The organism is Sanguibacter hominis ATCC BAA-789, from assembly GCF_012396185.1.
In the GTDB taxonomy this organism is placed as follows: Bacteria; Actinomycetota; Actinomycetes; order Actinomycetales; family Cellulomonadaceae; genus Flavimobilis; species Flavimobilis hominis.
In genome coordinates this window covers 569679-594704 of the sequence record NZ_JAAXOW010000001.1, presented here as the reverse complement: position 1 = coordinate 594704, position 25026 = coordinate 569679, and the positions used below count along the sequence as shown (strand labels likewise).

The 25026-nt window shown below is 72.4% G+C and carries 27 protein-coding genes and 1 pseudogene; 17 read left to right on the top strand and 11 right to left on the bottom strand.

All coding sequences use genetic code 11. The features are described 5' to 3' along the window. Positions 1-127: 127 nt before the first annotated feature. Complete coding sequence (locus HF995_RS02735; protein ID WP_168446262.1) at positions 128-838, top strand: DedA family protein; 711 nt, start codon at positions 128-130, stop codon at positions 836-838. Between the two features lie 47 nt (positions 839-885). Here HF995_RS02735 and coaA read toward each other — a convergent pair whose 3' ends face one another. After that, the gene (coaA, locus tag HF995_RS02730) at positions 886-1836 is read right to left on the bottom strand and encodes a type I pantothenate kinase (RefSeq protein ID WP_350308707.1); all 951 of its coding nucleotides are present in this window, start codon (positions 1834-1836) and stop codon (positions 886-888) included. A gap of 111 nt (positions 1837-1947) precedes the next feature. Between coaA and glmS the strand changes: the two genes are divergently transcribed. Continuing rightward, positions 1948-3813 (top strand): glutamine--fructose-6-phosphate transaminase (isomerizing), encoded by a 1866-nt coding sequence (gene glmS, locus HF995_RS02725; RefSeq protein WP_168446261.1) that lies wholly within the window; start codon positions 1948-1950, stop codon positions 3811-3813. Between the two features lie 19 nt (positions 3814-3832). Beyond that, on the top strand, positions 3833-4186 hold the full coding sequence (locus tag HF995_RS02720) for a holo-ACP synthase (RefSeq protein ID WP_168446260.1): 354 nt from the start codon (positions 3833-3835) through the stop codon (positions 4184-4186). A gap of 24 nt (positions 4187-4210) precedes the next feature. Here HF995_RS02720 and HF995_RS02715 read toward each other — a convergent pair whose 3' ends face one another. Continuing rightward, positions 4211-5197 carry an LLM class F420-dependent oxidoreductase gene (locus tag HF995_RS02715; RefSeq protein ID WP_168446259.1) on the bottom strand — a complete coding sequence of 329 codons (987 nt, stop codon included), beginning with the start codon at positions 5195-5197 and terminating at the stop codon, positions 4211-4213. Positions 5198-5294: 97 nt separating this feature from the next. Between HF995_RS02715 and HF995_RS02710 the strand changes: the two genes are divergently transcribed. The 7 genes from HF995_RS02710 to HF995_RS02680 all read left to right on the top strand — a co-directional run bounded on the left by HF995_RS02710 (position 5295) and on the right by HF995_RS02680 (position 11782). After that, complete coding sequence (locus HF995_RS02710; protein ID WP_168446258.1) at positions 5295-6875, top strand: NAD(P)H-hydrate epimerase; 1581 nt, start codon at positions 5295-5297, stop codon at positions 6873-6875. 82 nt (positions 6876-6957) lie between these two features. Next, the gene (locus tag HF995_RS02705; protein ID WP_168446257.1) at positions 6958-7680 is read left to right on the top strand and encodes a sirohydrochlorin chelatase; all 723 of its coding nucleotides are present in this window, start codon (positions 6958-6960) and stop codon (positions 7678-7680) included. Between the two features lie 88 nt (positions 7681-7768). Beyond that, positions 7769-8941 carry an alanine racemase gene (gene alr / locus HF995_RS02700; RefSeq protein WP_168446965.1) on the top strand — a complete coding sequence of 391 codons (1173 nt, stop codon included), beginning with the start codon at positions 7769-7771 and terminating at the stop codon, positions 8939-8941. Further along, entirely contained in the window at positions 8938-9468 is a 531-nt protein-coding gene (tsaE, locus tag HF995_RS02695) for a tRNA (adenosine(37)-N6)-threonylcarbamoyltransferase complex ATPase subunit type 1 TsaE (RefSeq protein WP_168446256.1), read from the top strand. The genes alr and tsaE overlap by 4 nt, the downstream gene beginning before the upstream one ends. 4 nt (positions 9469-9472) lie before the next feature. After that, a complete protein-coding gene (tsaB, locus tag HF995_RS02690) occupies positions 9473-10189 on the top strand; it encodes a tRNA (adenosine(37)-N6)-threonylcarbamoyltransferase complex dimerization subunit type 1 TsaB (protein WP_168446255.1) in 717 nt (238 codons plus the stop codon). Continuing rightward, complete coding sequence (gene rimI, locus HF995_RS02685) at positions 10186-10872, top strand: ribosomal protein S18-alanine N-acetyltransferase (protein ID WP_168446254.1); 687 nt, start codon at positions 10186-10188, stop codon at positions 10870-10872. The genes tsaB and rimI overlap by 4 nt, the downstream gene beginning before the upstream one ends. Before the next feature lie 40 nt (positions 10873-10912). Further along, positions 10913-11782, top strand: coding sequence for a sulfurtransferase (locus tag HF995_RS02680; RefSeq protein ID WP_210727063.1), 870 nt, complete (start codon positions 10913-10915; stop codon positions 11780-11782). A gap of 58 nt (positions 11783-11840) precedes the next feature. Here the strand turns inward: HF995_RS02680 and HF995_RS02675 are convergent, their stop codons facing one another. After that, complete coding sequence (locus HF995_RS02675; protein ID WP_168446252.1) at positions 11841-12479, bottom strand: malonic semialdehyde reductase; 639 nt, start codon at positions 12477-12479, stop codon at positions 11841-11843. Positions 12480-12625: 146 nt separating this feature from the next. Between HF995_RS02675 and tsaD the strand changes: the two genes are divergently transcribed. After that, on the top strand, positions 12626-13669 hold the full coding sequence (tsaD, locus tag HF995_RS02670) for a tRNA (adenosine(37)-N6)-threonylcarbamoyltransferase complex transferase subunit TsaD (protein ID WP_434060831.1): 1044 nt from the start codon (positions 12626-12628) through the stop codon (positions 13667-13669). A gap of 9 nt (positions 13670-13678) precedes the next feature. Here tsaD and HF995_RS02665 read toward each other — a convergent pair whose 3' ends face one another. Together HF995_RS02665 and HF995_RS02660 are read right to left on the bottom strand one after the other, a co-directional pair. Beyond that, a complete protein-coding gene (locus HF995_RS02665) occupies positions 13679-14815 on the bottom strand; it encodes a glutamate--cysteine ligase (protein ID WP_168446250.1) in 1137 nt (378 codons plus the stop codon). Positions 14816-14817: 2 nt separating this feature from the next. Continuing rightward, complete coding sequence (locus tag HF995_RS02660) at positions 14818-16065, bottom strand: class I SAM-dependent methyltransferase (protein ID WP_168446249.1); 1248 nt, start codon at positions 16063-16065, stop codon at positions 14818-14820. Positions 16066-16292: 227 nt separating this feature from the next. On the opposite strand from HF995_RS02660, the gene groES reads away from it, so the two are divergent. Continuing rightward, a complete protein-coding gene (gene groES, locus HF995_RS02655) occupies positions 16293-16589 on the top strand; it encodes a co-chaperone GroES (protein ID WP_168446248.1) in 297 nt (98 codons plus the stop codon). Positions 16590-16712: 123 nt separating this feature from the next. Here the strand turns inward: groES and HF995_RS02650 are convergent, their stop codons facing one another. Next, positions 16713-17027 (bottom strand): WhiB family transcriptional regulator, encoded by a 315-nt coding sequence (locus HF995_RS02650; protein WP_168446247.1) that lies wholly within the window; start codon positions 17025-17027, stop codon positions 16713-16715. A 313-nt stretch (positions 17028-17340) separates the two neighbouring features. Between HF995_RS02650 and HF995_RS02645 the strand changes: the two genes are divergently transcribed. Genes HF995_RS02645 through HF995_RS02635 form a run of 3 tightly spaced genes read left to right on the top strand, consistent with a single transcriptional unit; the run spans position 17341 to position 20945 of the window. Further along, positions 17341-18420: a MerR family transcriptional regulator gene (locus HF995_RS02645; RefSeq protein ID WP_210727062.1), complete on the top strand. Its 1080-nt coding sequence runs from the start codon at positions 17341-17343 to the stop codon at positions 18418-18420. 58 nt (positions 18421-18478) lie between these two features. Beyond that, a complete protein-coding gene (gene guaB / locus HF995_RS02640) occupies positions 18479-20005 on the top strand; it encodes an IMP dehydrogenase (RefSeq protein WP_168446246.1) in 1527 nt (508 codons plus the stop codon). A 25-nt stretch (positions 20006-20030) separates the two neighbouring features. Next, complete coding sequence (locus HF995_RS02635; RefSeq protein WP_350308706.1) at positions 20031-20945, top strand: pseudouridine synthase; 915 nt, start codon at positions 20031-20033, stop codon at positions 20943-20945. 48 nt (positions 20946-20993) lie between these two features. Here the strand turns inward: HF995_RS02635 and HF995_RS02630 are convergent, their stop codons facing one another. Continuing rightward, positions 20994-21362: a VOC family protein gene (locus tag HF995_RS02630; RefSeq protein ID WP_168446245.1), complete on the bottom strand. Its 369-nt coding sequence runs from the start codon at positions 21360-21362 to the stop codon at positions 20994-20996. Between the two features lie 145 nt (positions 21363-21507). Continuing rightward, positions 21508-21915, bottom strand: coding sequence for a RidA family protein (locus HF995_RS02625; RefSeq protein WP_168446244.1), 408 nt, complete (start codon positions 21913-21915; stop codon positions 21508-21510). Between the two features lie 79 nt (positions 21916-21994). Between HF995_RS02625 and HF995_RS02620 the strand changes: the two genes are divergently transcribed. Both HF995_RS02620 and HF995_RS02615 read left to right on the top strand, forming a co-directional pair. Then, a complete protein-coding gene (locus HF995_RS02620; RefSeq protein WP_350308705.1) occupies positions 21995-22390 on the top strand; it encodes a winged helix-turn-helix transcriptional regulator in 396 nt (131 codons plus the stop codon). Positions 22391-22419: 29 nt separating this feature from the next. Next, positions 22420-23091: a GOLPH3/VPS74 family protein gene (locus HF995_RS02615; RefSeq protein ID WP_168446243.1), complete on the top strand. Its 672-nt coding sequence runs from the start codon at positions 22420-22422 to the stop codon at positions 23089-23091. Positions 23092-23150: 59 nt separating this feature from the next. Here the strand turns inward: HF995_RS02615 and HF995_RS13735 are convergent. The 3 genes and pseudogenes from HF995_RS13735 to HF995_RS02600 form a co-directional block, all read right to left on the bottom strand. Further along, positions 23151-23246 (bottom strand): annotated as a pseudogene (locus HF995_RS13735) (alpha/beta hydrolase); the annotation flags it as partial. Positions 23247-23257: 11 nt separating this feature from the next. Continuing rightward, the gene (locus HF995_RS02605) at positions 23258-24001 is read right to left on the bottom strand and encodes a hypothetical protein (protein ID WP_168446242.1); all 744 of its coding nucleotides are present in this window, start codon (positions 23999-24001) and stop codon (positions 23258-23260) included. A gap of 154 nt (positions 24002-24155) precedes the next feature. Continuing rightward, positions 24156-25004: an alpha/beta fold hydrolase gene (locus HF995_RS02600; protein WP_168446241.1), complete on the bottom strand. Its 849-nt coding sequence runs from the start codon at positions 25002-25004 to the stop codon at positions 24156-24158. Positions 25005-25026: the final 22 nt, after the last annotated feature.

The window sequence follows — 25026 nt, the reverse complement described above, 5'->3', positions numbered from 1 at the left end:
GTCAGGGAAGGGTGGGGGGAATCCCCGATTCCTGCGCACGCGCCCGGCCCGTAGGCTGGTCGCGTCGACAAGACCGGTGCCACGCCGTGGTGCCGCACGCCGACCGCGGTGACAGGAAGAGGGACGGATGCTCGAGCTGGTGACCGACGTCGCGGCTTCCGCCGAGTCCTGGATCCTCGGGTTCGCGGCCAGCCCCTGGATCTACCTCGTGCTCTTCGCGTTCACCGCGATCGACGGGTTCTTCCCGCCTGTGCCGAGCGAGTCCGTCGTCATCACGCTCGCGGTCGCCGCCTACGCGACGGGGAGCCCCAACATGTGGCTCGTCCTCCTGATCGCGGCCGTCGCGGCGTGGACCGGGGACCAGATCGCCTACCTGATCGGCCGGTGGGTCGGTACGGACCGGGTACCGTTCTTGCGCTCCGCGCGCGGTCGCAAGGCGGTCGCGTGGGCACGCCAGGCGCTCGAGCGGCGTGGTGCGTCGTTCATCCTCGCGGCGCGCTACGTGCCGATCGGTCGCATCGCAGTCAACATGACGGCCGGTGCGCTCGGCTACAAGCGCGAGCGGTTCGTGTTCGTCACGGCAGCCGCTGCCGTCCTGTGGGCGGGATACTCCGTCCTCATCGGCTTCGCCGCGGCCACGTGGCTGGGGCACTCGACGCTCGCCGCGATGGCGGTCGGGATCGCGTTCGGCGTCCTCGCAGGCTTCGTGCTCGACCGGGTCATGGCGCAGATCGCCGCGCGGCGCGAGGCGCGCGCGGAAGGTCAGGGTGGCACCGGTACTGCGGGGACTGACGACGCCGCCGCGTCGGGCCAGCGCCCGGAGCTCGCCGAGCTCTGATCGCCGCACGCACCGGCGCCCTCACGCGCTCCGGCGTCTGCAGACGCTCACAGCTTGCGCAGCCGGACCCGCTGGATCGAGTGGTCCGAGCCCTTCGTGAGCACGAGCGTCGCGCGCGAGCGCGTCGGCAGGATGTTCTGCTGGAGGTTCGGGGCGTTGATCGTGTCCCAGATGCGCTCGGCGGTCGAGATCGCGTCGTCGTCCGACAGGTCGGCGTACCGGCGGAAGTACGAGTCAGGGTTGGCGAACGCCGAGTCCCGCAGGGACAGGAACCGGTCGACGTACCACTGCTTGACGTCGGACGTCCGCGCGTCGACGTAGATCGAGAAGTCGAAGAAGTCGCTCACCGCGAGGTTCGAGTGGTCGATCGACGGGCGTGCCGGCTGCAGGACGTTGAGGCCCTCGACGATGAGGACGTCCGGCTGGCGCACGACGATCTCCTCGCCCGGGACGATGTCGTACGTCAGGTGCGAGTAGACGGGCGCGCGGACCTCCTGGTGGCCAGCCTTCACCTTCGTGAGGAAGCGCACGAGCGCGCGGCGGTCGAACGACTCCGGGAAGCCCTTGCGCTCCATGAGCCCACGCCGCTCCAGCTCGCGGTTGGGCAGGAGGAAGCCGTCGGTCGTCACGAGCTGGACGCGGGGCGTCTCGGGCCACCGCGCCATGAGGTGCCGCAGGACGCGCGACGTCGTCGACTTGCCGACAGCCACCGAGCCAGCGACGCCGATCACGTACGGCGTGACCGCCGTGCTCTCCCGCAAGAAGGTCGACGACGCCTCGTGGAGACCGCGCGTCGCGCTCACGTAGAGGTTGAGGAGGCGTGAGAGCGGGTGGTAGATCGCCTCGACCTCGGGAAGCTGGATGGGGTCGCCGAGCCCGCGCAGGCGCACGAGGTCGTCGGCGGTGAGCGGGAGCGGCGTCGACGCCGACAACCTGCTCCAGGTCTCCCGGTCCATCTCGCGGTACGGGGACGGGGGGACCGGTGGTTGCGAGGTCACCGGCTGATTCTCCCCCCTGAGCACGCCCGGGGCGAAACCGAGGTGTGGAGGAGGTGAACGTCACCGCCCAGAACGGTCCACGGCGCAGGCGGCGAACTAGACTCCCAGGCTATGTGTGGAATCGTCGCTCACGTCACGTCAGCCGCCCCGTCGTCGCGCACGCTCGACGTGCTGCTGGAAGGCCTCGGTCGTCTCGAGTACCGCGGGTACGACTCGGCTGGGGTCGCCCTCGTCGGCACCGGCGGCGACCGGGTCGCGAGCGCCAAGCGCGCGGGCAAGCTCGGCAACCTGCGAGCGGCCCTCGAGGAGCAGCCGCTCCCGGCTGCGACCGCTGGCATCGGGCACACCCGGTGGGCGACGCACGGCGCGCCGACCGACCTCAACGCGCACCCGCACCTCGCTGACGACGGGCGTCTCGCGCTGATCCACAACGGCATCGTCGAGAACTTCGTGGCGCTGCGCGCCGAGCTCGAGGCCGACGGCGTCACGTTCCTCTCGGAGACCGACACCGAGGTCGCGGCCCACCTCCTCGCACGCGAGCACTCCCAGGTCGGCGACCTCGCCGAGGCCATGCGCGCCGTCGCGCGCCGCCTCGAGGGCACGTTCACCCTGCTCGCCGTCCACGCCGACCACCCGCACCTCGTCGTCGGTGCCCGTCACGACTCCCCGCTCGTCGTCGGGCTCGGCGAAGGGGAGAACTTCCTCGGCTCGGACGTCGCCGCGTTCATCTCGCAGACGAGCGAGGCGCTCGAGCTCGGCCAGGACCAGGTCGTGTCGATCACGCCGACGTCCGTCACGGTCACCGACTTCCACGGCAACCCCGCCGAGGGGCGCCGGTACTCGGTCGACTGGGACGCCTCCGCAGCCGAGAAGGGCGGCTTCCGCTCCTTCATGGACAAGGAGATCCACGACCAGCCGCAGGCCATCACGGACACGCTCCTGGGTCGCACCGACCTGCAGGGCCGCCTCCAGCTCGACGACCTGCGCATCGACGAGTCGGTGCTGCGCGCCGTCGACAAGATCATCGTCATCGCGTGCGGCACGGCCGCGTACGCGGGCCACGTCGCGAAGTACGCGATCGAGCACTGGTGCCGCATCCCGGTCGAGGTCGAGCTCGCGCACGAGTTCCGCTACCGCGACCCGATCGTCAACGAGAAGACCCTCGTCGTCGCCGTCTCGCAGTCGGGCGAGACCATGGACACGCTCATGGCCGTGCGCCACGCGCGGGAGCAGGGTGCGAAGGTCCTGTCGATCGTCAACACGCACGGGTCGACGATCCCGCGCGAGTCGGACGCCGTCCTGTACACGCACGCCGGTCCTGAGGTCGCGGTCGCGTCCACGAAGGCGTTCCTGTCGCAGATCACCGCGGCCTACCTGCTCGGGCTCTACCTCGCGCAGCTCCGCGGGAACAAGTTCCCCGACGAGATCCGTGAGGTCCTCGCCGACCTGCGCGAGATGCCCGCGAAGATCCAGCAGGTCATCGACCGCGCCGACCACGTGCGTGACGTCGCGGTGTCGATGGCGGACGCGACGTCGGTCCTGTTCCTGGGACGTCACGTCGGGTACCCGGTCGCGATGGAGGGCGCGCTCAAGCTCAAGGAGCTCGCCTACATCCACGCGGAGGGCTTCGCGGCGGGGGAGCTCAAGCACGGGCCGATCGCGCTCATCGAGGAGGGGCAGCCGGTCTTCGTCGTCGTGCCGTCCCCGCGTGGGCGCGACTCGCTGCACTCGAAGGTCGTCTCCAACATCCAGGAGATCCGCGCTCGCGGCGCCCGCACGCTCGTCATCGCGGAGGACGGCGACGACGCGGTCGTGCCGTTCGCCGACGAGATCTTCCGGATCCCCGTGTCGTCGACGCTCCTGACGCCGCTGCTCGCGGTCGTGCCGCTGCAGATCTTCGCGTGCGAGCTCGCCACGGCGAAGGGGTTGGACGTGGACCAGCCGCGCAACCTCGCGAAGTCCGTCACGGTCGAGTGACCGGCCGGCCGGTCGTGCGATGAGCATCGTGGGGATCGGCGTCGACGTGGTCGACGTCGCCCGGCTCGCGGAGCGCCTCGAGCGCGTCCCGCGGCTCGCGGAGCGTCTCTTCACGGAGGCGGAGCGCGGCCTGCCGGTGCGCTCGCTCGCGGGTCGCGTCGCGGCGAAGGAGGCCGTCGCGAAGGCGCTCGGCTCGCCCGGTGATCTCGGCTGGCACGAGGTCGAGGTGCGCCGCGTCGCAGGGCACCCGCCTGTCATCACGGTGAGCGGCGCCGTCGCGCGCCGAGCCGCCGAGGCGGGCGTCGTCAGATGGCACCTGTCGCTCAGTCACGACGGCGGGATCGCCACGGCCTTCGTCGTCGCGGAGGCGTGACGACGAAGACCGTGGGCTGGGGGCTCAGCGGAGCGCGGGCGCGACCTCGCGCTCGAACAGCTCGATCCCGGAGCGGTCGTAGGCCGCCTCGGCGAAGTAGGTGATCGCGTACGTCATGCCGAGGCCTTCGAGCTCGCGCAGCTTGTCGACGATCTGCTCGGGCGTCCCGACGAGCGGGCCCTTGCGCAGGTCGGCGACCTGGTCGTCGGCGCGGGTCGGCACCGTCCGGCTCAGGTGCTCGTGGATCCACGCGAAGCGGTCCTCGACCTCGGCCTCCGTCGCACCGATGACGACGTTGTAGTTGGCCGAGCGCGTGATCTCCGCGAAGTCGCGGCCCAGGTCGCGGCAGTGGTCGGCGAGCACCCGCGACTTGTGCGCGAACCCTTCGGGGCTGCCGTCGAAGTTCGTGTACGCGGCGTGCTGCGCGGCGATCCGCAGCGTCTTGCGCTCGCCTCCGCCGGCGATCCACAGCGGCACGCCCCCGTCCTGGAGCGGCTGCGGGTAGCACAGCGCGCCGTCGACCTGGAAGTGCTCGCCGGTGAGGGTCGCCGAGCCCGTCTCCCACATCTGGCGCATGATCTGCACGCCCTCGTCGAGTGCGGCGAGACGCTCGCCCGCGCGGGGGAAGCCGTAGCCGTACGCGCGCCACTCGTGCTCGTACCAGCCCGCGCCGATGCCCATCTGCGCGCGTCCGCCGCTGATGATGTCGACGGTCGCGGCGACCTTCGCGAGGTAGGCGGGGTTGCGGTAGGCGATGCACGTGCACATCTGGCCGAGCTTGACCCGGCTCGTCGACGCGGCGAACGCCGCCATGAGGCTCCACGCCTCGTGCGTGGCCTCGGTCGTCGGTTCGGGGACGGTGTGGAAGTGGTCGTAGACCCACACGGAGTCGAAGACGTCGCCCGTGTCGGCGTGCTGGGCGAGGCCGTTCATGACGGCCCAGTGGTCCGCGGCGTCGATGCCCGTGAGGTCCTGGCGCCAGCCCTGAGGGATGAAGAGTCCGATCTGCATAGGTCCAACGTACGCGCGCCCCGCGCTCGGGCGCCCGCCGCGCGCCGCCGTCGCTGCACGCCGTGCCGCAGGCCTGGTGCTGCGGCAGGATGGAGAGATGATCGAGGCCGTCGCGACCGAGCACATCCGTCATGCCGAACGACCTCTCCTGGACGCAGGCGTCCCGCTCATGGCGCACGTCGCGTTCGCGGTCGCGCAGCGCGTCCGCCAGCAGCTGACCGACCGTGCGGGTGCGGTCGCGGGGCGACGCGTCGTCGTCCTCGTGGGCCCGGGCAACAACGGCGGGGACGGCCTGTTCGCCGCCGCGCACCTCGCACGGGCTGGGGTGCGGACGCTCGCGGTGACGACCACCCCCAAGATCCACGCGGAAGGGCTCGAGGCGGCGCGTCGGGCGGGCGTGGTCCTCGTGTCGAGCGCCTCGTCGGGCCGCGCGGGTCTGGGCGCCCTGTCTCCCGGTGCGGCCGCACGCGAAGCCCTCGCCGCCGACGTCGTCGTCGATGCGATGCTCGGCATCGGCGCGCGCGACGCCCTGCGCGGCGCCGGCGCGGCGATCGTCCGCGCGGTCAACCGGCAGCGCCCACGCCGCGGCGGCCCGTTCGTCGTCGCGATCGACGTCCCGAGCGGGATCGGCGTCGACGACGGCACGGTGCCCGGGCCCGTCCTGCGGGCAGACCTCACCCTCGCGTGCGGCTCGCCCGCGCCGGGCCTCCTCCTGCCGCCGGCAGCGCACCTCGCGCAGGACGTCGAGGTGATCGACACGGGCCTCGACCTGTCCGGTGCCACGAGCAAGGTGCTGCGTCTCGAGGACACGGACGTCCCGACGCTGTGGCCTCGCGCGCTGCCGGAGCACGACAAGTACCGGCGCGGCGTCGTCGGCGTCGTCGCGGGGACGCGTGCCTATCCCGGTGCCGCCGTGCTCTCCACGGGCGCCGCCGTGCGCTCGGGCGCGGGCATGGTCCGCTACGTCGGTTCCGGCGACGTGACGCGGACGGTCCTCGCCGCGCACCCCGAGGTCGTGCACGGCACGGGTCGTGTGCAGGCGTGGGTCGTCGGGCCCGGGCTCGACGCCGAGGACACGGACCAGCTGCGGCAGGTCGACGTCGCGCTCGCGGAGGCCGGCCTTGGACCCGGCGCCTACTTCTCGGGCGCGGGCGTGTGGGGCGACGGCGGGAGCGACGGCATCGTCCCTGTCGTCGTCGACGCGGGGGCGCTCACGCGGCTCCCGGAACGCTGCGCGCCGTGGATCGTGCTGACACCGCACGCGGGCGAGCTCGCGCGGCTGCTGACGGAGCGCGGGGTCGCGGTCGACCGCGAGCAGGTCGAGTCGGCGCCCGCCGAGCACGCAGCGACCGCGCAGCGGCTGACGGGCGCGACGGTGCTGCTCAAGGGCGCGACGACAGTCGTCGTCGGGCCGGGCCAGGTCCTCAGCCAGGCAGAGGCACCCGCGTGGCTCGCGACGGCGGGTGCGGGCGACGTGCTGGCGGGCCTGCTCGGCACGCTGCTCGCCGGACGCTCGCGCGAGGCCGTGCAGAGCCCTGACCTCGTCGCGCGCCTCGCCGCGCTCGCGGCGCTCGTCCACGGGCGTGCCGCGACGCAGGCGAACCCTGGCGGGCCGGTGAGCGCGAGCATGGTCGTCGAGGCGCTGCCGCGCACGATCGCGCGGCTCCTTGCCGACTGAGGGGCCCCCGGTCGACGCGGCTGCGCCGCCCACGGTGTGGCACGCGCTTGGGCGTCGGCCCGGGCGCCGTGACAATGGCGGGATGAGCACTCCCGCCAGTCCCGCCCTCGTCGCGACGTCCCACGGCACCGACAACCTGGACGGCCGCGCCGCCGTCGCCTCGATCGTCGCCGGTGTCCGCGCCGCACGCCCCGGCCTAACCGTGCGGGAGGCGTTCGTCGACGTCCAGCAGCCCGAGGTGGCCGACGTCGTCGCGCAGGAGCTCGAGCAGGGTGCGGCTCAGGGTGGTGCCCGGGTCGTCGTCGTGCCGTTGCTGCTGTCTGCGGGGTTCCACACGTACGTCGACATCGCCGCGGCCGCCGAGCCGGACGGTGCGGTCGCGACAGGCACGCTCGGGCCCGACCCGCGCCTCGCGGACATCCTCGTCGAACGGCTGCGCGCTGCGGGCGCGACCCCCGACGACGCGGTCGTCCTCGCGGCGGCAGGGTCGAGCGACCCGCGCGCGGCCGCCGCGGTCGTGGAGATGCTCGCGCTCGTGCGGGAGCGCTGGGCCGGCGAGGTGACGCTCGGCTACGGCGCGGGCGCCCAGCCGCGCGTCCCGGATGCCGTCGCGCAGGCCCGGGCCGGTGGCGCGCGACGCGTCGTCGTCGCGTCGTACCTCCTGGCCCCGGGGTTCTTCCTCGACCGCCTGCACGAGTCGGGGGCCGACGTCGTCACGGCGCCGCTCGCGCCCGACGCGCGGCTCACGCAGGTCGTCCTCGACCGTTACGACGACGCCGTCGCGGGGCGTGCGACCCTGCGATGACCGTGTGCGCGACGTGCGGCGGCATCGTGACGACGCCCCTCGGGCGGGGCGCGGTGAGACAATCGTCGGCGTGAACCCTGACGAGCTCATGCACCCGGCCCGCGCCGTCGTCGACCTCGCAGCCATCCGCGGCAACGTCACCTGCCTCGTCGAGCGCGCCCAGCACGCCGAGGTCATGGCCGTCGTCAAGGCGGACGCGTACGGGCACGGTCTCCTGCCGGCAGCCCGCGCCGCGCTCGCAGGCGGCGCCACGTGGCTCGGCACCGCGCAGGTCTCCGAGGCCCTCGAGCTGCGTGCGGCGGGCATCGGCGGACGCATCCTCACGTGGCTCTACGCGCCGGGAGCGCCGCTCGCCGACCTCGTGCGCGCGGACGTCGACGTGTCGGTCGCGGCGCCGTGGGCGCTCGACGAGGTCGCCGCTGCCGCGCGTACCGTTGGCCGCACCGCGCGCGTGCACGTCAAGGTCGACACCGGGCTCGGGCGCAACGGGATCCTCCCGCAGCACCTCGAGGAGGTCCTCGTCGAGGCCGTGCGGCTCCAGGCGGAGGGCGCGATCTCCGTCGTCGGCATCTGGTCGCACTTCGCGCTCGCGGACGAGCCGACGCACCCGACGGTGCTCGCGCAGGCTGGCGTGTTCGAGGACGCTGTACGCACGGCCGAGCGCCTGGGCTGCGCGCTCGAGGTGCGGCACCTCGCGAACTCGGCGGCGACGCTCACCAACCCGCGCGTGCACTACGACCTCGTGCGTCCCGGCCTCGCGGTGTACGGGCTGTCGCCCGTGCCGCAGCTCGGCGGGCCCGGCGACTTCGGTCTGCGGCCCGCGATGACGCTCGAGGCGCGCCTCGCGACCGTCAAGGAGGTCCCGGCCGGGCAGGGCGTGTCGTACGGCCACCAGTACACGACGCCCGCCGCGACCGTCCTGGGCGACGTCCCGCTCGGGTATGCGGACGGCATCCCGCGGCACGCGTCGTCGGGCGCGGGCGCCCCGGGGGCGCCGGTCCGGGTCGGGGACGGGTCCGCCGCGCGCGTCCTGCGCATCGCCGGGCGCGTCTGCATGGACCAGTTCATGCTCGACCTCGGGCCCGGCGCGGCTGAGCAGGCCGGGGACACGGTCGTCCTGTTCGGCGACCACCGCCTCGGCGTCCCGACGGCGCAGGACTGGGCGGAGGCTGCGGGGACCATCAGCTACGAGATCACCACCCGGCTGGGCGCGCGGGTGCCGCGCGTCTACCTGAACGACGAGGAGAACCCGGTCGCATGAGCACCCACACCTTCCCGCTGGCTGACGCCGAGGCCACCCGCGCGTGGGGCCGTGAGCTCGCGGCCGTGCTGCGCGCGGGCGACCTCGTCGTCCTCACCGGCGAGCTCGGCGCGGGCAAGACGACGCTCACGCAGGGCATCGGGGTCGGTCTCGGTGTGCGCGGTCAGGTCGCGTCGCCGACGTTCGTGATCGCGCGCGTGCACCCGTCGCTGGACGACGGGCCTGCGCTCGTGCACGTCGACGCGTACCGGCTCGAGTCGCTCGACGACGTCGACGCGCTCGACCTCGACGAGTCCCTCGAGGACTCGGTGACGATCGTCGAGTGGGGCTCGGGTCTTGTCGAGTCGCTCGCCGCCGACCGGCTCGAGATCGTGCTCGACCGCCCGCGCGGCGCTGGCCCGGCGGGCCCCGACGCGGCGGCTGCGGGCGACGACGAGGACCCGGCGGCGGGGGTGCGGCGTGTGACGATCACGACGCACGGCGACCGCTGGGCGGGCGTCACGATCCCGATGCCGCACGTAGGCTGAGGGCATGGCAGACACGCACAAAGCGCCTGTCCTGGCGATCGACACCTCGGTGTCGGTGGCGGTGAGCGTCGTCGGCAGCGACGGGGGGACCCTCGTCTCGCACGTGGTCGACGCCCCGCGTCAGCAGGCAGAACAGCTCGCCCCGCTCGTCGAGGACGCGCTCCGCGAGGTGGGGCTCACCGCTCAGGACCTGGGCTCCGTCGTCGTGGGCACCGGACCTGCCCCGTTCACCGGCCTGCGGGTCGGGCTCGTGACGGCGCGCACGATCGCGTTCGCCGCCGGCGTGCCCGCGCACGGTGTGTGCAGCCTCGACGCTCTCGCGCTCGGCGCGGCCCGGTCGCTCGCGCTCGCCGTCGGTGACGAGGTCGTCGTCGTGACGGACGCGAAGCGTCGCGAGGTCTACTGGGGTCGCTACCGCGTCACGGCCGACGGTGTGTCCACCGTCGCCGGTCCGGGCGTCTCGGCGGCTGCCGCGCTCGTCGAGGACGGTTCGATCTCCGGCGCGGTCGTCGCTGGTCCGGCTGCCGAGGCTCACGTCGAGGTCTTCTCCTCCACCGCTGCGCGCGTCGCGACCGACGGCCCGACGACGCCGGACGCTTCGCTCCTCGTCGAGATCGCTGCCGCGCGGCTCGCGCACGGCGACGAGCTCCCGACGGCGCCGCTGTACCTGCGTCGTCCGGACGCGCAGGCGCCCGCAGCTCGGAAGCGGGCGACCGGATGACGGGCGCGGACCAGCCGGTCGAGGACGCGTCCGTCGATCTCGAGCAGACGCTCGACCTGTCGACGCACCGCGCGCTCGTCGAGGCGGCGGCCGAGCTCGAGGAGCGGCGCGGCAGCGAGCTTCCCGAGGACAGCCCGATCGCTCTCGGCTACCACCTGCGGCCGCTCGCGTGGGCGGACATCACTCGTGTGGCGGCCCTCGAGGTCCAGCTGTTCGGGCGCAGCGCCTGGACGATGGGCATGCTCACGGAGGAGCTGCGCGGCCAGGGGCGCTGGTACGTCGCGGCGCAGCCGAACGGTGAAGGAGTCCCGGCGCCGCTCGTCGGCTATGCGGGCCTGTGGTTCGACGGCGAGCACGCCCACCTCATGACCATCGGCGTCGACCCGGTCGTCAAGGGCCACGGAGTCGGCAAGACGATGCTCGACGCGCTCGTGGTGCGCGCCCGCGAGATCGGCGCGGAGTCGCTCATCCTCGAGGTCGCGGTCGACAACGACGTGGCGATCGCGATGTACCGTTCGCGCGGATTCGCGCAGATCGGCCTGCGAAAGCGGTACTACCAGCCGGAGGACGTCGACGCGTTCACGATGCAGCTCGTCCTCGACCCGGTCGTCGTGCCGCCGCACGAGGACGACCTGCTGGACGATGTCGCAGCGCCGACGGCGGCGTCTGGCGATAGCGTCTAGCCAGACGGCCGCGGGGTCGTCCGGATGGAGGTCGACCGACATGAACCGTGACGCCGTGCTGATCACGCCTGTGCAGCTGCGCGGGCTCCTGGACTCGGGGCGCGACGTCGTGCTGCTCGACGTGCGCTGGGAGCTGGGACGCACGGACGGCCAGCACGCCTACCTGGACGGGCACCTTCCTGGGGCGGTTTTCGTCGACCTCGAGACGGAGCTGGCCGGGCCGCCGTCGCCGGAGGAGGGGCGCCACCCGTTGCCGACGCTAGAGGACCTCGAGGACCACGCGCGGCGCTGGGGGGTGCGCTCCGAGAGCGCCGTCGTCGTGTACGACGCCGTCGGTGGGTTGAGCGCGGCTCGGGCGTGGTGGCTCCTGCGCTGGGGTGGGCACGCGGACGTGCGCATCCTCGACGGTGGTCTCGCAGGGTGGCTCGCCGCGGGCGGCGTGCTCGGGACGGACGTGCCCGACCCGGTGCGCGGTGACGTCGAGCTCGTGGGGCACCAGATGCCTGTCGTCGATGCCGACGGCGCGGCCGCGGTCGCCGCGGGTGACGGGATCCTGCTCGACGCACGGGCTGCCGAGCGGTTCCGCGGCGAGGTCGAGCCGGTCGACCCGCGTGCGGGGCACGTCCCGGGCGCGGTGAGCGCCCCGACGTCGAGCGCCCTGGTCGACGGCGCGTTCCTGCCGGACGACCTGCTGCGCCCGCACTTCGAGGGGCTGGGGGTCGACGTCGCGTCGCACCAGCCGGGCGTCCCTGGTCCGGACCAGGAGGTCGCGGTGTACTGCGGCTCGGGTGTGACGGCGAGCCACGAGATCGCGGCGCTCGCCGCGGTCGGTGTCACGGCCGCCCTGTACCCGGGGTCGTGGTCGCAGTGGTCGAACGACTCGTCGCGCGAGGTGGCGACGGGTGCGTGAGGTGGCATGACAGACGCCCCGGTCCGTGCGGACCGGGGCGTCTGTCGTTCCTGCTGGCTCAGAGGGTCGTCGAGACCTCGGTGGGGGCGAGGCGCTCGGCGCGCGGGTACGTGGCGCCCTCGGCGGCGGGCTGGCCGAGGTTGACGATGAAGAGGGACTTCCAGCCGGTTCCGGCGAGGAGGTCGGCGTCGAGGCCTGCGGCGTCGGCGATGCCCATCGGCCCGACGTGCAGGCCGGTCGCGCGCAGCGCGGTGAGGAGGTAGCCGGCCTGGAGCGTCGCGTTCATGCGGGCCATGGCCTCGCGCGTGTCGGGCTGCCCGGCGAGGCCGTCTGCGATCGCGGCCGCGTGGGGCGCGAGCCGGGGCAGGAGGGTGTGGAACTCCGTGTCCGCGGCGAGCACGAGCGTGAGCGGCGCGGCGAGGACGCCCGGACGGTTGCCCTCGGCGAGGTGCTGCACGAGGCGCTCGCGGGCCTCGGGGGTGCGCACGACCAGGTAGCGCAGGGGAGACGTGTTGAGGGCTGTCGGGCCCCACTTCGCGAGCTCGTACGCGGCGTGCACCTGCTCGTCCGTGACGGGGGCGTCGGCGAAGACCTTGACGGTGCGGGCCTCGCGGAACAGGAGGTCCGCGGTGGCGTCGTCGATCGTGCGGGGGGCGACGAGGTCGTCGGCCAGGGTGTCTGCGGTGTCGAGGCTCATGTTTGGTTGAACCGACAACGTGAGGGTGGGCATTCCTGCGCGACCTGTGGCGTGCAGCACATTCGCGCCGACGGCGCGGCAGGTCAACGGTCCGCGCCCCGCGCCCGCCGCGAGGACGCCCGGGCGCCACGCTTAGGATGGGCGTCGTGAGCGAACCCCTCGTCCTTGGTATCGAGACGTCCTGCGACGAGACCGGCGTCGCCCTGGTCCGCGGCCGCGAGCTGCTCGTCGACGCCGTCGCGTCGTCGATGGACGAGCACGCGCGCTTTGGCGGCATCATCCCGGAGGTCGCGAGCCGCGCCCACCTCGAGGCGATGGTCCCCACGATCAGCAAGGCGCTCGGCGAGGCCGACGTGGACCTGTCCGAGGTCGACGCGATCGCGGTGACGGCGGGCCCTGGCCTCGTCGGCCCGCTGACGATCGGCGCCTCCGCTGCCAAGGCGCTCGCGGTCGCGCTGAACAAGCCCCTGTACGGCGTGAACCACGTGATCGGTCACGCCGCTGTCGACGAGCTGGTCCACGGCGAGTTCCCCGAGCGCGCCCTCGCGCTCGTCGTCTCCGGCGGTCACTCGTCGCTCCTGCTCGTCGACGACATCGCGACGGACGTCACGGAGCTCGGCCAGACTCTCGACGACGCCGCGGGCGAGGCATTCGACAAGGTCGGCCGGCTGCTCGGGCTGCCGTACCCCGGCGGCCCCCACATCGACAGGCTCGCGCGCGAGGGGAACCCGGACGCGATCCGGTTCCCGCGGGCGCTGACGCTCCCGAAGGACCAGGCGGAGCACGCCTACGACTTCTCGTTCTCCGGTCTCAAGACTGCTGTCGCCCGCTGGGTCGAGGCGAAGCAGGACGCGGGCGAGGAGATCCCGCTCAACGACGTCGCGGCGTCGTTCGCCGCGGCCGTCGCCGACGTGCTCACCGCGAAGACGATCCGCGCGTGCCAGCTCCACGGCGTCGACACGCTGGTCATCGGTGGCGGGTTCTCCGCGAACTCGCAGCTGCGCGACATGGCGGCCGAGCGGTGCGCGGAGGCGGGAATCGAGCTGCGCATCCCGCCCATCCGCTACTGCACGGACAACGGCGCGATGATCGCCGCGCTCGGTTCGGCGCTCGTGCGCGCGGGCGTCGGGCCGTCGAGCCTCGACATCCCGGTCGACTCGTCGATGCCCCTGACGATCACGCACGTCTGACCTGACGCGCTAGATCGGGCGCCCCGCCCGCATCTCCGCGACGAGCGACCGCACGACGGCGTCGAGCTCCCCCCCGTTGCGCCGCGCGACGGCCCGCTGCCGCTGGTACCCGGCGCCCTTGCGCAAGATCGTGTGCACGCCGTCGAGCTCGTCGAGGCAGCCGAGACGCGCCGCGACCGGCTCGAGCTCCTTCAGGAGCTTCGTGACCGAGTCCCGCACGAGCTCCTCGTCGCCCTCCTTGTCGAGGATGAGGATCGCGTCCATGCCGTAGCGCGCCGAGCGCCACTTGTTCTCCTGGGCGAACCACGGCGGGATCGTCGGGAGCTCCTTGCCCTCGTCGAGCTGAGTCGACAGGTGCTCCACGAGGCAGTGGTTGAGCGCCGCGAGGGCGAGGACCTCGGTGATGTTCGAGGCGCCGTCGGCGATGCGCGTCTCGAGCGTGCCGAACCGCGGTGACGGCCGCAGGTCCCAGCGCACCTCGTCGAACTGGTCGATCACGCCCGTGTGCATCATGTCGGCGACGTAGCCCTCGAGCTCTTCCCACCGCTCGAACTGGAACGGCAGCCCGGCCGTGGGGAGCTGCTGGAACATGAGCGCACGGTTCGAGGCGTAGCCGGTGTCCTTGCCGCCCCAGAACGGGCTCGACGCCGAGAGGCACTGCAGGTGCCCGAAGTACGCGAGCATCGCTCTCGAGATCGGCAGGACCTTGTCGCGGTCCTCGATGCCGACGTGGACGTGGACGCCGTAGATGAGCATCTGCCGGCCCCACCACTGGGTGCGGTCGATCAAGGTGGCGTACCGCTCCTTGTCCGTCACCTTCTGCTGCGCCCACCGCGCGAACGGGTGCGTGCCCGCGCACATGAGCTCGGCACGCAGCGGGTCGATGACGTCGCGGATCTCGTCGATCGCGCGCTCGAGGTCGTCGCCTGCGCCGCGCACGGTCGTCGCGACACCGGAGACGACCTCGACGGTGTTGAGGAGCAGCTCCTGGCGGATGTACGGGTGCTGGGAGCCGTCCGGCGGGGCGACGGCGTCGAGGACGGTCTGGGCGACCTGCCGCAGGTCGCCCGAGTCCTTGTCGACGAGCGCGAGCTCCCACTCGATGCCGATCGTGGAGCGCTCGGACCGTGCGAAGGGGATGTGCATGCTCAGACCTCCGAGCCCGGCCGCGGGAGCGGCTCGACGACGATGACGTGCTGGGCGCCCGCGATGCGGGTGAGGACGACGTGGCCCTCGTTCGGTCCGCGCAGGTCGAGCTGCTTGCGCAGCTGCTCGGGCACGACGGCGGTGCCGCGCTTCTTGATCGTCAGGCGCCCGACGCCGCGCTCGCGCAGGTAGGTGCGCAGCTTCTTGAGGTGGAACGGCATGACGTCGAGGACGCGGTAGCCGGTCGCGAGGGCGGCGTCGCCGCGAGGGAGCGGTGCCGACCAGCCAGGCGGGAGCGTGTCGGTCGTGACGTACGCGATCGTCGCGTCGACGAGCCGGCCGCCGAGCTCACGTGCGGCGGTCGCGACACGACCGGCGCGGATGACCGCTCCGTCAGGCTCGAACAGGTAGGCGCCGAGGGGGCCGACCTCGACGTCGTCGTCGGACGTGACCGGCGCGAGCTCCCGGGACGCGAGGCCGCCGTCGGGCTGCGACGTGAGGACGAGGACGGAACGTCCCGGGCCCGCGGGGGCGACGGGGCCGAACCAGAGCGTCGCCTCGAGGACGTGCCCGTCGAGGGACACCCACTGCGTCTCGGCATCGTCGGGGAGGCCCGCGTGCGGGATGCCCGGGCCCACCTTGATGCCCATCGCGGGCACCTGCGAGCGCAGGGCCCACACGGCGTCGAGCGGGGGCTCGTACGCGCGCGGGTCGAAGATGCGGGCGCCACCCTTGCGACGGGCCGGGTCTGCCCAGACACCTTCGACGCCCTCGGCGGCAAGGTCGGTCGCGAGGCCGTCGCCGAGGCGGACCTCGGACTCGGGGAAGAAACGGAGGTTGACGGTCGCGATCGCGGCGGTCGCCTCGTCGATGTCGGTCGCGAGGACCTTCAGGCCGACGCCGGCGAACGCCATCGCGTCGGCGCCGATGCCGCACGTGAGGTCGGCGACCTTGGTGACGCCCGCGGCGACGAACCGCTGGGCGTGCCGGGCGGCGACGGGCAGGCGGGTCGCCTGCTCGAGCCCGTCGGGGGTGAAGAGCATGCCGTCGGCGAACTCGCCGAACTTGTCGCGGGCCTTCGTGCGGAGGCGGGACTGCGTGAGGACGGCGGCCACGAGGCCCGGGTCGACGCCCTGGGAGCGCAGCCGCTGCGACATCGCCATCGCCAGCTTCTCCTCGTACGGGGGCATCGCGCTGAGCATGGCCCACCCGTCGGGTTGGAGCAGCCGGGTGAGCGCCTCAGGATCCATGGACCGATCTTTCCACGGGCACGCCGGGCGCGTGCTCCGTGTTCACCCAGGGCGTTGGCACTCGCCTTGACCGAGTGCTAAGGGCGTCCTAGATTTGGCGGTGGAACACCTCTCACCTGGAGGTGGAGCGAGACAGCGCCCGGTCGGCACCCGCGACGACGCCCGGGAAGGCGCTCGCTCGTCCCTCACACATCCGAAGCACCCTAGCGAAGGGGGAGGTCCGCACAGTGTCGGTCCCCATCAAGCCGCTCGAGGACAAGATCGTCGTCAAGGCGATCGAGGCTGAGCTCACCACGCCGTCCGGTCTGGTCATCCCGGACACCGCCAAGGAGAAGCCGCAGGAGGGCGAGGTCCTCGCTGTCGGCCCCGGCCGCGTCGACGACAACGGCAACCGTGTCCCGCTCGACGTCGCTGTCGGCGACAAGGTCATCTACTCCAAGTACGGCGGCACCGAGGTCAAGTACGCGGGCGAGGAGTACCTCGTGCTCTCCGCGCGTGACGTCCTCGCTGTCGTGGTCGGCTGACCCGACCTCCGCACGGCACGAAGCCCCGCAGCCTCAGGCTGCGGGGCTTCGTCGTGTCTCTGAACGGTCGTGCCGGGCGGTGCGGCCCGTGCGGCGAGCCGCGAGGCAGGTCGGGTGGCGCGCTCAGCCGACCTGCGAGCGGCGGATGGCGGCCTCGGTGCGGCGCGGGTCGCTGAAGATCGCGGCGCGGTCCTCCTCGCTCAGCCCGCCCCACACGCCGTACGGCTCGCGGATGGCGAGCGCCTGCTCGCGGCACTCCATGAGGACGGGGCAGCCCGCGCAGATCGCCTTGGCGGCGTCGGCGCGGCGTCGGCGCGCCGCGCCTCGCTCACCCTCGGGGTGGAAGAAGAGCGTGTCGTCGATGTCGCGGCACGAGCCCTCGTACTGCCATTCCCACAGCTCCATCACCGGACCTGGCAGGCGAGCGACCTCTGTCATACCCATCTTCCCCTTACGAAACGAACGCGGCGGGCCCCCCTGTTGGGCCGTGCACCGGACGTCGTGAACCGTACCAACCGATTCAGAGGTTGTTCAAGTGTCGAGCGGGTGATCTCTGGTTGGCGGACATCCGCCAAAAATGGCCCTTGACGTGTCAGAACGTGCTCGCGGGCAGGATCGCGTCAGGTATGTCCAAGAGTTGTTCACCCGGGTCGAGTGCGAGGTCAGGGGACGAAACGCTCACTTCGGGCCTCCCGGCGCGTCTCGGGGCGCTCCGGTGGAGTTTTGGCTCCTAGATGGGCAGAATCGGGGCATGGCACCCCAGCAGTACGGCGAGACGTCGGTCGACGGAGACCCTGCCGAGCCTGTGGAGCTGGCTGCGGCCCGTGCCAAGCCGGGCGTCGCGGTTGCCGTCGTGGCGAAGCGTCTCGGTGTCGCTCCGGCCACCCTGCGGACCTGGGACCGGCGCTACGGGCTGGGCCCGTCGGAGCGCTCGGCAGGCTCGCACCGCCGCTACACGCGGGACGACGTCCTGCGGCTGATGGTCATGAGGCGTCTGACGCTCGAGGGTGTCGCACCCGCCGATGCGGCGAAGGCCGCTCTCGAGGCCGACATCGAGGTCGAGCGGGCTCGCCGCGCGAGCGCTGTCTCTGCGCAGCACGAGGCCCGACGCTCCGCAGCGACGCAGCACGAGGCGGAGCAGGGCCCCTCGGGCTCCAAGGTCGTCCACTTCTCACGGCCCGCGGCGCCCGCCCGGACGTCCACGCCCGCCGACGTCGTCGACGCGGCGCTCGCGCACGACTCTGACGCGACCGCCGAGCTCCTGATGATCTCGCCCGGCTCCGACATCCTCACGTGGTGGACCCACCTCGTCGTCCCTGCCCTCACGAAGCTCGGGGAGCGCACCGTCCTCGCCAAGCCGGGGGAGGCTCCGCTCCAGGTGCTGTCGAGCGCCGCGATGCGTGCCATCCGCGTGCGCCAGTCCGCGCAGGAGCACGAGGCAGGCACGCCGCACCCGAGCCAGATGCGTCGCATCGTCCTGATCTTCACGCCGCCGGACGAGCCGCAGCCGCTCGCCGCGCACGCTCTCGCCGCCGCGCTCATGTCCAAGGGCGTCATGGCTCGCATCGTGATGGGTCCCGCGGGCGCGCACCGCGCCCAGGAGGTCGTCACGATGGTGCGTCCGGCTGCGGTCGTGCTCATCACGCAGATGGTGCGGCCGGACCTTGCGGTCGTGGGCCAGCTCTGCGACGGCAATCCGGAGCTCCCGGTGTTCGTGGCGGTCGCAGACGACACGGCGGCGGAGGACCTGCCGAGGTCCTCGCAGGTCCAGCGTGTGCGCAGCTTCTCCGGTCTGTTCCACGAGGTGTGCGCGGTCGCGACGCAGCCGTGACGGTGCCCAGTCCTCGGGCGCCCGGCCCGCTCTCACGCGCCGGTCGTAGGATGGCCGCGTGACTGAGCCTCTCTCCGCCGCCGCCCCGCACAACCCCTTCGGATTCGAAGGACTGACGTACGACGACGTCCTGCTCCTTCCGAACGAGACCGACGTGATCCCCTCCGAGGTGGACACGACCGCGCGCCTGACGCGCGAGATCACGATGAAGGTCCCGCTGCTCTCCGCCGCGATGGACACCGTCACCGAGGCGCGCATGGCGATCGCCATGGCGCGCCAGGGCGGCATCGGGATCCTGCACCGCAACCTGTCGATCGAGGCGCAGGCCAAGCAGGCTGACCTGGTCAAGCGTTCCGAGTCCGGCATGATCACGGACCCGGTCACGGTAGGGCCGGACGCGACGCTCGCGGAGCTCGACGCGCTGTGCGGCCAGTACCGGGTGTCGGGGCTGCCGGTCATCGACGCTGACCGGCGCCTGGTCGGCATCATCACGAACCGCGACCTGCGGTTCGTCCCGCCGGCCGACTTCCCGAACCGCAAGGTCCACGAGGTCATGACGTCGATGCCGCTCATCACGGGCCCCGTCGGCATCTCTCGCGAGGACGCCGCGGCGCTGCTCGGCAAGAACCGCATCGAGAAGCTTCCGCTGGTCGACGCCGACGGCCGCCTCCAGGGCCTCATCACGGTCAAGGACTTCGTCAAGACCGAGCAGTACCCGGACGCGACGAAGGACGCGGACGGCCGCCTGCGTGTCGGCGCCGCGATCGGCTTCTTCGGGGATGCCCTGGACCGTGCGGGTGCCCTGCGTGACGCGGGTGTCGACGTGCTCGTCGCGGACACCGCGAACGGCCACGCGCGCCTCATGCTCGAGATGATCACCAAGCTCAAGAACGACCCGTACTTCAAGGACGTCCAGGTCATCGGCGGCAACGTCGCGACCCGTGCGGGCGCGCAGGCGCTCGTCGACGCGGGTGCGGACGGCGTCAAGGTGGGCGTGGGGCCGGGCTCGATCTGCACGACGCGCGTCGTCGCGGGTGTCGGGGTGCCCCAGGTCACGGCGATCTACGAGGCGTCGCTCGCGTGCCGCCCGGCGGGTGTGCCGGTGATCGGCGACGGCGGTCTGCAGTACTCGGGCGACATCGCGAAGGCGCTCGTCGCGGGCGCGGACACGGTCATGCTCGGCTCGCTCCTCGCGGGCTGCGACGAGTCGCCGGGCGACCTCGTGTTCATCAACGGCAAGCAGTTCAAGCTGTACCGCGGCATGGGGTCGATCGGCGCGATGGCGTCGCGCGGCAAGAAGGTGTCGTACTCGAAGGACCGCTACTTCCAGGCGGACGTCGCGTCGGACGACAAGATCGTGCCGGAGGGCATCGAGGGTCAGGTGCCGTACCGAGGCCCGCTCGGCGCGGTCGCGTACCAGCTGGTCGGCGGCCTGCACCAGTCGATGTTCTACGTCGGCGCGCACACGATCCCGCAGCTGCAGGAGCGCGGCAAGTTCGTCCGCATCACTGCGGCCGGGCTCAAGGAGTCGCACCCGCACGACATCCAGATGACGGTCGAGGCGCCCAACTACACGGGTCGCTGAGCGTGCCCCGCACGTCGGGGAGCTCGTGAGCAGGCGGGGGCGGCGCCCGGCACCGCTGCCCGTGCGCGACGGGCTGAACCCGACGCGTGTCGCGCTGCCGCGCGACGAGGCGTGGGGTTCGCTCGTCGATTTTCTCGAGGCTCGCTTCCCGGCGGACGCGGCGCGTGTGCGTGAGCAGGTCGCGGCGGGTGAGGTGGTCGACGAGCTGGGGCGTCCGTACTCGCTCGCGTCGCCCTATCCAGGGGGCGGTCTCGCGTTCTTGTTCCGGGATCCGCCGGTCGAGGCCCGTGTCCCGTTCGAGGTCGAGGTGCTGCACCAGGACGACGACCTGGTGGTCGTCGACAAGCCGCACTTCTTGGCGGTGACGCCGCGGGGTGCGTGGGTCGCGGAGACGGTGCTCGTGCGGCTGCGCCGGGAGCTCGGGCTGCCCGAGCTTTCGCCTGCGCACCGGCTCGACCGCCCGACGGCGGGGGTGCTTGTGCTGACCGCGCGCCGCGAGGTGCGCGGCGTCTACCAGGACCTCTTCGCGCAGCGGGCGGTGCGCAAGGTGTACGAGGCGGTCGCGCCGGTGCGTGACGACGTCGGGCTGCCGACGGTCGTGCGGTCGCGCATCGTCAAGCAGCACGGGGTGCTGCAGGCGCGCGAGGTTCCTGGCGAGGTGAACGCGGTGACACGCGTCGAGCTGCTGGGTGCCGCACCAGGTGGGCGCGGGCTGTACCGCTTGTCGCCGTCGACGGGCCGCACGCACCAGCTGCGGGTGCACATGGCGTCGCTCGGGCTGCCGCTCGTGGGCGACGAGCTGTACCCGGCGGTGCGTGAGGTCGCGCCGGACGACTACTCCGACCCGTTGCAGCTGCTGGCTCGGTCGATCGCGTTCGACGACCCGCTGACGGGGGAGCGTCGTTCGTTCACGTCGCGGCGCAGGCTCGCGGGCGCGTGACGCTGGTCTTGCCGGGAAGCGCGCCCTCCCGGCAAGACGTGCGGCGTGTCAGGCGTCTGCGGGGGTGTGGTCCTCGTAGAGGCCGATCGGGTTGCCGTCGGCGTCTTCGAAGACGGCCCACCACGAGGTCGGGGTGATCTCGGTCTTCGCCATGGCGACGGTCGCGCCGAGCTGGACCGCCTTCGCGAGGGACTCGTCGATCGAGTCGACCTCGACGTAGGAGCGGGGAGCGGTGAAGCCCTCGCTGCGCGGCGCGAGGCCGCCTCCGCTGATCTTGTTGGGCGCTTGCCACATCGGGTAGTCCTCGAACCCGGGCATGGTGTCGATCTGCCAGCCGAAGAGCTCGCTGTAGAACGACGTGGCGCGGGCCATGTCGCTGACGGGGATGTCGATGTGGGTGATGTCGCCGTGAGCCATGGTGCGTCTCCTCCGGGATGGCGGTGTCCCTGACGGACACCTGACAGCCCCACGCTAGGAGGAGGCTCCGACACGGACCATGGCGGCACCCCCTGGTGCGGGTTTCGCGCCCAGGGGGTGCCGCCGGGTGCGGTCGTGGCGCTGCTCAGTCCGTGATGGCGGTCGCCTCGATCTCGACGAGCACGTCGGGTGCGTAGAGGGCGTCGACGCCGATGAGCGACGCGGGGGGCAGGGGGAGGGTGAGGCCGAGCTCGCCTGCGGCGCGGTCGAGCCCGTCGAGGAGCTCGGGCATCTGGTCCTCGGTCCACCGCGTGACGTACAGGGTGAGGCGGACGACGTCGGACAGCGTGGCGCCGGCGCCGCGGAGCGCGACGGCGGTGTTGTGCAGTGCTTGCACGACCTGGCCGGCGAGGTCAGGTGCGAGCGGGGTCCCGTCGAGGTGGCCGCCGACCTGGCCGGCGACGTGCACGTGGCGGGTGCCGGTGGCGACGGCGACGTGGTGGTACGGGGTGCCGGTGGCGAGGCCGGGCGGGGTGAAGAGCTGGACGGTCATGTCGGTCTCCTGTCGATCGGTTCGGTATATGCTTGATACCAAGTAGTTCCAGGACACTTCAACGAGACCAGGTATCGCCGTGGAGACCGCACCGCCCGCCGCGCACACGCTCCGCATCGAGATGCCGCACCGGGAGCTCCTCGACCAGGTGCTCGACAAGTGGTCGCTCAGCGTGCTGAGCGAGCTGTGCGAGCGGCCGTGCCGCTTCAACGAGCTGCGCCGCGCGATCCCGACGGTCACGCAGAAGTCGCTCACCGCGACGCTCCGCCGTCTGGAACGTAACGGCGTCGTCGAGCGGCGCATGCTCGCCACCCGGCCCGTGGCCGTGGAGTACCGGATCACGCCGCTCGGCAAGACGATGCGCGAGCCGGTGGACGCCCTCCTCGCGTGGTGCGTGACGCACATGCCGGCCGTCGAGCATGCCCGGCAGGTGTACGACGACATGCTCGACGGCGAGGTCGACGGCGACAGGTGACGGCCGCAGGTGGGCAGTAGCGTGGGGGGATGCTCATCACCGAGGACCTTGCCCTCCTGCTCACCGACGACGCGACCGGCCGGACGTTGACCGATGCCGCCCGGGTCGACCTCTCGCTCGGTGGTGCTCTGCTGCTCGACCTGGTCGGCGCTGGCCTGGTCCGGATCACCGGTCCGGGCGAGGAGGTCAAGCCCGGGCGGGTCGTCGTCACGGGCGCGGCGCCGTCGGGCGACGCGATGCTCGACGCGGGTGTCGCGCAGCTCGTCGGGCGCCGCCCGGCGAAGCCTCAGGAGGTCATCCAGCGGCTGCGGAAGGACCTGCGCTCAGCGGTGTACCAGCGCCTCGCGGCGCGCGGGATCGTGCGTGCGTCTGAGGAGCGGATCCTGGGGATCTTCCCGACGACGCGCTGGCCTGCGGTCGACTCCGCGCACGAGGCGCGTGTGCGTGCCGCGCTGTACGACGTCCTCGTCGGCGGACGCACGCCCACGCCGCTCGAGGCGACCCTGGTCGCGCTGCTTCACGCGATCGGTCAGGTGCCGAAGGTCGTGCCGACGGACGCGCTGTCGAAGCGCGACCTGAGGCACCGGGCGAAGGCGGTCGCTGAGGGGAACGTGGCGGGCGACGCGGTCATGCAGGCTGTCTCCGCGGTCCAGGCGGGGATCACCGCGGCCTTGGCGGCTACGGCGGCCGCCGCGAGCTGACGACGAGAACTGCCGGGAGCGACGCGACGGTCGCCGCCCGGCAGCTCGTCCGTCGGTCGGCGTGCGAGCAGCTCCGTGAGCGCTGCGTTGACCTCGTCGGCGTGCGTCCACAGCAGGCCGTGGGGTGCGCCGTCGATCTCGACGTACGTGGCGTCGAGCGCGAGCCTCAGGAGAGGAACGGCAGGAAGAAGCCTGCAGACTTCAGCTTCTCCCAGAGCGCCTGCTGGGCGTCGCTGTCGCGCGGCGGTGGGAACTCGCCCTGGACCGTGAGGACCTCCGGCTCTGCGGGGCCGCCCTTCCCGGTCGTGCGTGCGGCGTCGCCCCAGCCCACGCTGCCAGCCTTCTCGACGAGCTCGGTGAACGCAGCTTCGTTGAGGTAGAGGGTCGCGGGGGCAGCGTCGTCCTTGGAGCCTTCCTCGGCGGCGAGGTCCTCGGCGGTGGTCTCCGCGACGTCGAACGTGATCTCGGTCGGTTCGCCGTCCTTGGCGAGGTCGGGGACGAGAAGGGTGACGGCGCCGGAGAAGTCGATGGCGGCTGCGGCGGGCTCGGGGCGGAGGAGGTCGCCATGAGTCGGGTCACCACCGAAGAAGCCGTCGACCTGCCATGTCGTACCGTCTGCGCCCTTGACGTCGACGGGGAACCGGTAGCGCGTACTCCACCGGACTTGCTGACCGGCGGCCTCGGTGATCTGGGCGATGCGGTTCGGGTCCTCGAGGCGGAGCGGGCCCTTGCCGTCAGGGTGCGTGTCGCCGCGTCCGGTGATGACGAAGAGGACGGATATGCCGCCCGTCTCCTCGACGGGCTCGTCGTCTGAGCATCCGGCCAGCGCGAGGGCGAGTGCGCTCGCCACGGCGACGGAGCGGAGCGCACGGCTGCGGCGGTCGGGACGGGTAGAGATGGTGTGCCACATGGTGAGCCCCCTGTGCGTGTCGCCGTGCGGAGTCCGCCCGTCGCGCCGAAGGTACCGTCACCTGCGAAGACGGTCAACCGTGGCAGCGTGAGCCCCCCGCGCGGGCATGCCGTCGTGCGGCGCGCTCCGTCGCAGGGGGCTTGTCAGGCTGTCGTCAGCGTGAGAGCAGCTCCGTGAGCGCTGCGTTGACCTCGTCGGCGTGCGTCCACAGCAGGCCGTGCGGTGCGCCGTCGATCTCGACGTACGTGGCGTCCGGGAGGGCGTCGCGGAACGGGCGACCGGTCGCGTCGACAGGGAGGATGCGGTCGGCGGTGCCGTGGAGGATGAGGGTCGGCAGGCCGGCCTCTCGGACGGCAGCGAGGTCCCCGCGGAAGTCGGTGAGCCAGGCGGGGACGACGGCGTAGGCGGCGTCGGGTGCGCTCGCGGCGGCGGTGGCCCAGCTGGCGCGGAGGGCTTCCTCGCTGATGCGGGAGCCGAGCGTCTCGTCGAGGTTGTAGAAGTTCTCGAAGAAGCTGGTGAACCAGGCGAAGCGGTCGGCGCGCGCGGTCGCGGCGATGTCGTCGAACCCGGACTGGGGGAGCCCGGTGGGGTTGTCGTCGGTCTGCAGGAGGAACGGCTCGAGCGAGGCGAGGAAGCCGAGCGCGCGGAGGCGGGCGGTGCCGTAGGTCGAGACGTAGCGGGCGAGCTCGCCGGTGCCCATCGAGAAGCCGACGAGGGTGACGTCGCGGAGGTCGAGGGTCTCGAGGAGGGTGTGGAGGTCGGCGGCGAAGGTGTCGTAGTCATAGCCGGTCGCGGGCTGGCTGGACTTGCCGAAGCCGCGGCGGTCGTAGGTGATGACGCGGTGGCCGGCCTCGAGGAGGACGCGCGTCTGGCGCTCCCAGGAGCGGCCGTCGAGCGGGTAGCCGTGGATCAGGACGACGGGGGCGGCGTCTGCAGGGCCGTGGTCCTCGTAGTAGATCTCGATGCTGGTGGAGTTCTCGGTGCCGGTGGTGATGTAGGCCATGGTGCTCTCCTTGTCCGTCCCT